This window comes from Devosia sp., assembly GCF_017307565.1.
Classification (GTDB): Bacteria; Pseudomonadota; Alphaproteobacteria; order Rhizobiales; family Devosiaceae; genus Devosia.
Genome location: NZ_JAFKHD010000425.1, coordinates 1 through 6,085, shown reverse-complemented (window position 1 = coordinate 6,085; position 6,085 = coordinate 1). Strand labels below are relative to the sequence as shown.

Annotated in this window: 8 protein-coding genes and 1 pseudogene; 1 reads left to right on the top strand and 8 read right to left on the bottom strand. The window is 63.9% G+C overall.

What is annotated here, in order from left to right:
- The 3 genes and pseudogenes from J0I64_RS18030 to htpX form a co-directional block, all read right to left on the bottom strand.
- Positions 1 to 502: pseudogene (locus J0I64_RS18030) on the bottom strand (hypothetical protein); the annotation flags it as partial.
- A 233-nt stretch (positions 503 to 735) separates the two neighbouring features.
- The gene (locus J0I64_RS18025) at positions 736 to 2,037 is read right to left on the bottom strand and encodes an RsmB/NOP family class I SAM-dependent RNA methyltransferase (RefSeq protein ID WP_291410776.1); all 1,302 of its coding nucleotides are present in this window, start codon (positions 2,035 to 2,037) and stop codon (positions 736 to 738) included.
- A 57-nt stretch (positions 2,038 to 2,094) separates the two neighbouring features.
- Positions 2,095 to 3,078, bottom strand: coding sequence for a zinc metalloprotease HtpX (gene htpX, locus J0I64_RS18020; protein ID WP_291410775.1), 984 nt, complete (start codon positions 3,076 to 3,078; stop codon positions 2,095 to 2,097).
- Between the two features lie 93 nt (positions 3,079 to 3,171).
- Between htpX and J0I64_RS18015 the strand changes: the two genes are divergently transcribed.
- Entirely contained in the window at positions 3,172 to 3,384 is a 213-nt protein-coding gene (locus J0I64_RS18015) for a DUF1674 domain-containing protein (RefSeq protein ID WP_291410772.1), read from the top strand.
- 109 nt (positions 3,385 to 3,493) lie between these two features.
- On the opposite strand, the gene J0I64_RS18010 is transcribed toward J0I64_RS18015, so the two are convergent.
- The 5 genes from J0I64_RS18010 to ccmB form a co-directional block, all read right to left on the bottom strand.
- Positions 3,494 to 3,952, bottom strand: coding sequence for an SRPBCC family protein (locus tag J0I64_RS18010; RefSeq protein ID WP_291410770.1), 459 nt, complete (start codon positions 3,950 to 3,952; stop codon positions 3,494 to 3,496).
- Between the two features lie 29 nt (positions 3,953 to 3,981).
- Positions 3,982 to 4,515 carry a DsbE family thiol:disulfide interchange protein gene (locus J0I64_RS18005; protein ID WP_291410768.1) on the bottom strand — a complete coding sequence of 178 codons (534 nt, stop codon included), beginning with the start codon at positions 4,513 to 4,515 and terminating at the stop codon, positions 3,982 to 3,984.
- Entirely contained in the window at positions 4,512 to 4,676 is a 165-nt protein-coding gene (gene ccmD, locus J0I64_RS18000; RefSeq protein ID WP_291410766.1) for a heme exporter protein CcmD, read from the bottom strand. The genes J0I64_RS18005 and ccmD overlap by 4 nt, the downstream gene beginning before the upstream one ends.
- Positions 4,673 to 5,434, bottom strand: a complete 762-nt coding sequence (locus J0I64_RS17995; RefSeq protein ID WP_291410764.1) for a heme ABC transporter permease — start codon at positions 5,432 to 5,434, stop codon at positions 4,673 to 4,675. The genes ccmD and J0I64_RS17995 overlap by 4 nt, the downstream gene beginning before the upstream one ends.
- Positions 5,435 to 5,482: 48 nt before the next feature.
- The coding region (gene ccmB, locus J0I64_RS17990) for a heme exporter protein CcmB (RefSeq protein WP_291410762.1) at positions 5,483 to 6,085 on the bottom strand (603 nt) is incomplete at its 5' end.

Below are 6,085 nucleotides of genomic sequence, written 5' to 3'. Positions count from 1 at the left end.
CCTGGGTGCCAAGGCTGCGCTGAATGGTTTTGGCCTGATCGGGCGTCGCACCATCGAGCAGCAGCGGCAGGTGGCGCAGCCAGTTGAGCACCCGCTGTCCGGTCAGCGGGAGGGACCAGCTCTCCGGATCGAACTTTCCTTCGCGTCCTATCCAGTCGAGCACCAGCGTGCGGGCAAAGAGCTTTTCGCCGGGATCGCGGATATCGCGGAAATGGCGAAGCCAGGAAAAGCTCTGGAGATTGTTCCACCAGTCAGGGAAATCGACATCGACGGAGAACGGCGAGGTACCGCCCGTTTCGATGAGTTTTGAGGCCAGCAGGTAGCGCCCGGACATCATCTCGCGCACGGCGTCGCGGTCGGCGGGACGGAAATCGGGCAGCTCGCCCTTGTAACCTTGCTCGGCGAGACCCTGCCAGGTCCAGCGGGTGAGAGAGGAGGTAACCACGGCATCGGCCAGGCGCAATCCGAAGCGCCGAGCGGTTGCAACAAACCGCCCGCTCACCTTCTGCCTCCGCGCGCGAAATCAACGCGGGCAGGCAGGTCGCTGCCCCTGGAACTCACCGAACTTAACCTTTTCAGACGCGGCAGCTGCCGCACGATGATGAAGCGTCTAGTGAATTTACCGTGATTTGCCCAGCGCAGGTTGGAATTCGCGCTGGAAAACTCTGCCCTCCGCAGATTTTTTAGCCCGTCTGCCGACGCAACCTAGCGTGTGCGCCGGCGACAAGCCAGTGGCTAGCTTGTGCGCCTGAAGCGCGCCACAAAGAAGCCATCCATCCCGCCGGCAACGCCGTTGGGCGAGATGGAAGGCAGCGTGCGAACGAGCCCGTCTGCCGTGACAGCGCCTTCAAGCCCGGGCAGTTCCGCGGACGCGACCGGATGAAGCTCCAGATTGTGGAAGGCTTTTAGTGCCCAATCCACCATGGCCTCGCCCTCTTCGGGCTCAAGCGAACAGACGCAGTAAACAAGGCTGCCGCCCGGCGCGAGGTTCTTCACCGCACGAGCAAAAATGCCCTGCTGCAGCTTGACCCGGCCGGCAATGTCGGCGGCGCTGCGATGCCAGAGAACTTCAGGGTGCCGGCGGAAGGTGCCGGTGGCCGAACAGGGCGCATCGACCAAAATGCCGTCAAATGGTTCGGCTGCGATATAAGCCGTGGCATCGGCCTCGATCACGGCCGGTTCATAGCCGAGCCGCGCCATATTGGCCTTGAGCCGTTCGAGGCGCGCGCCGTCGCTATCGAGAGCGGTGACCTCAAAGCCGGCCTTGACGAGCTGGGCCGTCTTGCCACCGGGCGCGGCGCACAGATCGAGCACCTTGCCGCCGGCCTTGGCAGCGAGAAGGCGGGCTGGCAGGGCGGAGGACACGTCCTGCACCCACCAACGGCCCTCGTCGTAAAACGGCAGCGCGTCCACCGAGCGATCGCGCGTTTCGACGCGGATGGAGTCGGCAATCAGTTTTTCGCCACCCAGCGCGTCGACAAGGCCCTGACCCTCGTCCTTGAGGGTGAGATCGAGCGGGGCACCGTCGATGAGGCCATCGGTAAAGCGCGACACAGCCTCTTCGCCATAGGCGGCTTCCCACTTGCGCCGGAAGCTTTCGGGAAGGAGAGAATCGTCTTCGAGAAGCCCATAGCGGGCAGAATTGGACTGGGCGCGGCGCAGAACCGCATTCATCAGGCCCGACAGGTGCCGCGCCTTGGGGTCGCGCTTGGTGGCTTCTACGGCAAGGAAAAGAGCACTGTGCGCGCCGATATCTGGCAGGAAAACCAGCTGCGCCAGCGACAGGCGCAGCACGGCTTCAAAGGTGCCCGACTTTGCCGGCATGCCCTTTTCGAGCAGTTCGGCGATCATGAGATTGATCTGGCCCTGGCGACGCAGCGCTGTGTTGATCAGGCGATTGGCAAGCGATCGATCACGGCCATCGGGCAGCTCGGCTGCCGAAAGGGGCGTAAAATGCTCGCCGCCCAGAACGGCGCGGAGCCTCTGGGCGGCAATCAGACGGAGGCCAAGGCCAGCCGGATCAGCTTTTTTGTTCAATCAGCACTCTCTTTGCGTCGCTGAGCGGAAGCGGCGACCCCGCTTCCCCGACGCATCTTATCCCCAGGGACCGCGCACGCCGCTATCGTCTTCACCACGGCCTGCGCTCGGTACCCGCCAGCCGCCGCCGGTATCGCGGCCGCTGGAAGCGGGCTGCGGGCGGGGCGCGGGCCTGCGGCCCTTATCGTCCACGCGCATCTCGCCCGCAAGCCTCTGCAAGGCGGCGATACGGTTTGCGGTATCTGGATGGGTGGAAAAGAGATTGTCCATCCGCGCGCCCGAGAGCGGGTTGATGATGTACATATGCGCCATGGCCGGGTTGCGCTCGGCCGCGACATTGACCTGACGACCGGCCAGCACGGCGATCTTGTTGAGCGCCGAAGCAAGGGCCAGCGGGTCGCCCGAAATCTCGGCGCCGTCGCGGTCGGCTTCATATTCGCGGGTCCGGCTGACGGCCATCTGCACCATCATGGCGGCGACAGGAGCGAGGAAAACCATCAGCAGCGCGCCGATACCGCCAAGCGGATTATTGCGGCTATTGCCACCGCCAAAGAAGAGACCGAACTGGGCCAGCGCCGAAACGGCACCCGCAAGCGTCGCGGTGATGGTCATGGTCAGCGTATCGCGCGAACGGATATGGGCCAACTCATGGGCCACGACGCCGGCGACTTCGCGCGTTTCAAGCTGCCGCAGGAGGCCGGTCGAAACAGCGACGGCAGCATTGTTCGGGTCGCGGCCCGTCGCAAAAGCATTGGGCTGGTCGGACTGGATAACATAGACGGCCGGCGTCGGAATGCCGGCGCGCTTCGACAGCGTATCGACCATGTCATAGAGTTCGGGCGCCAGGCTCTGGGCCACGGGCACCGCGTTCTGCATGCGCAGGACCAGCTTGTCCGAATTCCAGTAGGCAAAAACATTGGCGCCGGCTGCGAACAGGAGGGCAATCATCATGCCGCCAGTGCCGCCGATGAAATAGCCCACCACCATGAACAAGGCGGTCATGGCCGCGATGAGGACAAAGGTGCGGAAGGCGTTGAACATCAAAACCCCTTGGGTTGGTACTTTCGAACAATTATGTTGTGCGGCGAAGCGTTCCCTGCAAGCGCATGACCAAACTGTAAGCTGAAGTGCCCGATGACCGATAGCGCCACCCCGGAAGAGATTCCGGTAGAAGAACCCAAAGTGCTCACCCCTGCCGCCCAGCGCGCCCTCGCCGAGGCCGAAGCGCGCCGCCTGCAAATCGACAAGGCCACCGCCATGGCGCCCAAGGAAAAGGGTGGCCGCGGCGGCCTGGAGCCGGGTCGCTATGGCGATTGGGAGATCAAGGGCCTCACCAGCGACTTTTGAGGGTACTATGGCGCCATAGGGGTTGGGTCGCGCCAGCCTTGAGGGCATGGTTGGGGGTGGGGATAAGATGGATATCTCTTCTCCCTGCTACGACCGGGCGAGACGGGCCCTACCCTTCCAGAAAACGTGCCAGGTTTCCCAGCGACGAGCTAAGACCTTCGGCATGATCCTCGGCGCTGATGCCGCTGGGTACGTTTTCGGCCCGGATCGTTATCTCCGTGCCTTCCGGGACCGGTCGAAGCAGCCAGTTCATCACCATGGTGCCGGCAAAGGCCGGATCGTCGGAAACGAAATCGACGGCCTGGGAAACGAGCGCGCCCGGGACGAGATCGAGGAAACGCACAGCCACATCGTCGGAATTTTCGCCGGTTTTGCCGACGATACCGGCGTCATCGTAGCGCAGTATCATGCGGTAGTGCCCGCCGGGGCGAAGATCGAATTCCAGCATTTCGCCGCGCATGCCGCCCGGTGGCAGCCACTTGAGCATGGCGGCCGGATCGGTCATGGCGGCATAGACCTGTTCGGGCGTCGCATCGACGATGCGGCTGGCACTGTCGGTTCGGCTCATGCTCAGTCTCCTCGCAGGAAGAGTGTGCGCTAGAGCCGTGCCTTTTCCAAGGCGGGCAGCAATTCGCTCTTGATCGCCTCCGGGGTCAGCGGGCCGACATGCTTGAAGGTGATCTTGCCGCTGACATCGACCACAAAAGTCTCGGGCACGCCATAAACGCCCCAGTCGATCGAAACGCGCCGGTCGCGATCGGCTCCTATGGCGTCATAGGGATTGCCCAATTCGGCGAGAAACGCCCGCGCATTCTCCGGCGCATCGGAATGATTGATGCCGAAGAGGCGCACGCCCGTTTCCGCCTTCAGCGCTTCGAGCAGCGGGTGCTCGTCGCGGCAGGGAATGCACCAGGAGGCGAACACATTGACGACCGTCGGCGCGCCCTTGAGCGAGGCTGTGTCAAAGCCTGGCACGTCCATGCCTTCGACGGCCGGCAGGGCGAAATTGGGCGCCGGCTTGTCGATGAGCACCGAGCGAACCAGGTTCGGATCGCGATTGATGGAGCCGGCAAAGACCGCGATCAGCCCGACCAACAGCAGCAGCGGCACGGCAAAGAGAAGTTTCTTCATGGCGTGGAACGGCCAGGACGCGCGCTATCGCCCAGCTCCTCGAGCCGGCGCTTGCTCTGGCGGGCGGCAATGGCGGTCCAGGCAGTAAGCCCGGCAATGCAGAGAAAAACCCCGACATAGGCGGCGATGATGAATTCGGCATGCGCCCCCAGAGCGATCATCGCGCGTCTCCCCGGGCAATGCGGCGCTCGAGCGTCGCGATGCGGCGGCGGCGCACTTCGGTGTGCATGGCCACGAGCTGCAGCGTCACGAACATGAAGGTGAAGGCAAAAAACATGACGAAAAGCGGCGTCAGGATTTCCGGAGGCATGGTCGGGCCGTCGGCGCGGAAGACGCTGGCGGGCTGATGGAGGGTCGACCACCAGTCGACCGAGAACTTGATGATCGGAATGTTGACGGCACCGACAAGGGTAAAGACCGCAACGACGCGGGCGGCGCGCAGCTGATCGTCAAAGGCGCGCCAGAGCGCGACGATGCCGAGATAGATGAAGAGCAGAACCAGGGTGGAGGTCATCCGCCCGTCCCATTCCCAAAAAGTGCCCCAGGTGGGACGGCCCCAGAGCGAGCCGGTAAAGAGCGCCATGACGGTAAAGACGGCGCCGAGCGGGGCCGCAGCCTTCATCGACACATCGGCCATGGGATGGCGCCAGACCAGCGTGCCAAGCGCCGAAACGGCCATGGTGGCGTAGACGAACTGGCTGAGCCAGGCCGAGGGCACGTGCACATACATGATGCGCACCGTGTCGCCCATGTACTTTTCCGGCGGCGAGGAGAAGAAGCCGTACCAGAGCCCCACAGCGAACAGCACGCAGGTGATCACCGCCAGCGGCAATACGAGCGGTCGCGTCAGGGCGACGAACTGACCGGGATGGGACAGCCTGTTCCACCAGGTCATTTTGGGAGTGGTATCGATCGTCATACTTGCCGGAGGCCTTCGGAACGCATGTCGCGGTGAGGTGAGAACGCTCTAGTCTTCGCCCCAGTCTATCGCAAGGGCTGCCGCGAAGGGAGACAGCACCACCACCATGAGACTGAGTGCCGCAAGGAGGAGCGCCCCGGCCTGCGCCTGGTCGGGGCCGCCGCTTGGCGAAATGGCACCGACGCCAAAGATCAGCACTGGAACGCAGAGCGGCGCAATCAGGATCGGCGCGAGGAGCCCGCCACGGCGCGTCGCAACGGTGACAGCGGCGCCAATCGCCCCGAAACCGGCCAGCGCCGGCGTGCCGAGCAGCAGTGAAATGACGGTGCGCCAGAAGGCGTCGCCATCCATGGCAAGGAGCAGCGCGAGGGCGGGGGAGGCAAGGATCAGCGGCAACGCCGCGGTCAGCCAATGCGCGATCACTTTCGCGCCAACAACGGCCGACAGCGGAATATCGGCAAGGCGATAGAGCGCCAGCGTGCCATCGGCGCGGTCGGGCCCGAAGAGTTTTTCGAGCCCGAGCAGCATGGCAAGGAAGGCCGCGATCCAGACAATGCCCGGGGCAATGCGGGCGAGGAGCGCCTTGTCCGGCCCCACCGCAAAGGGCACTACCGCGCCGACAATGACGAAGAACAGCACCCGCGTCAGCAC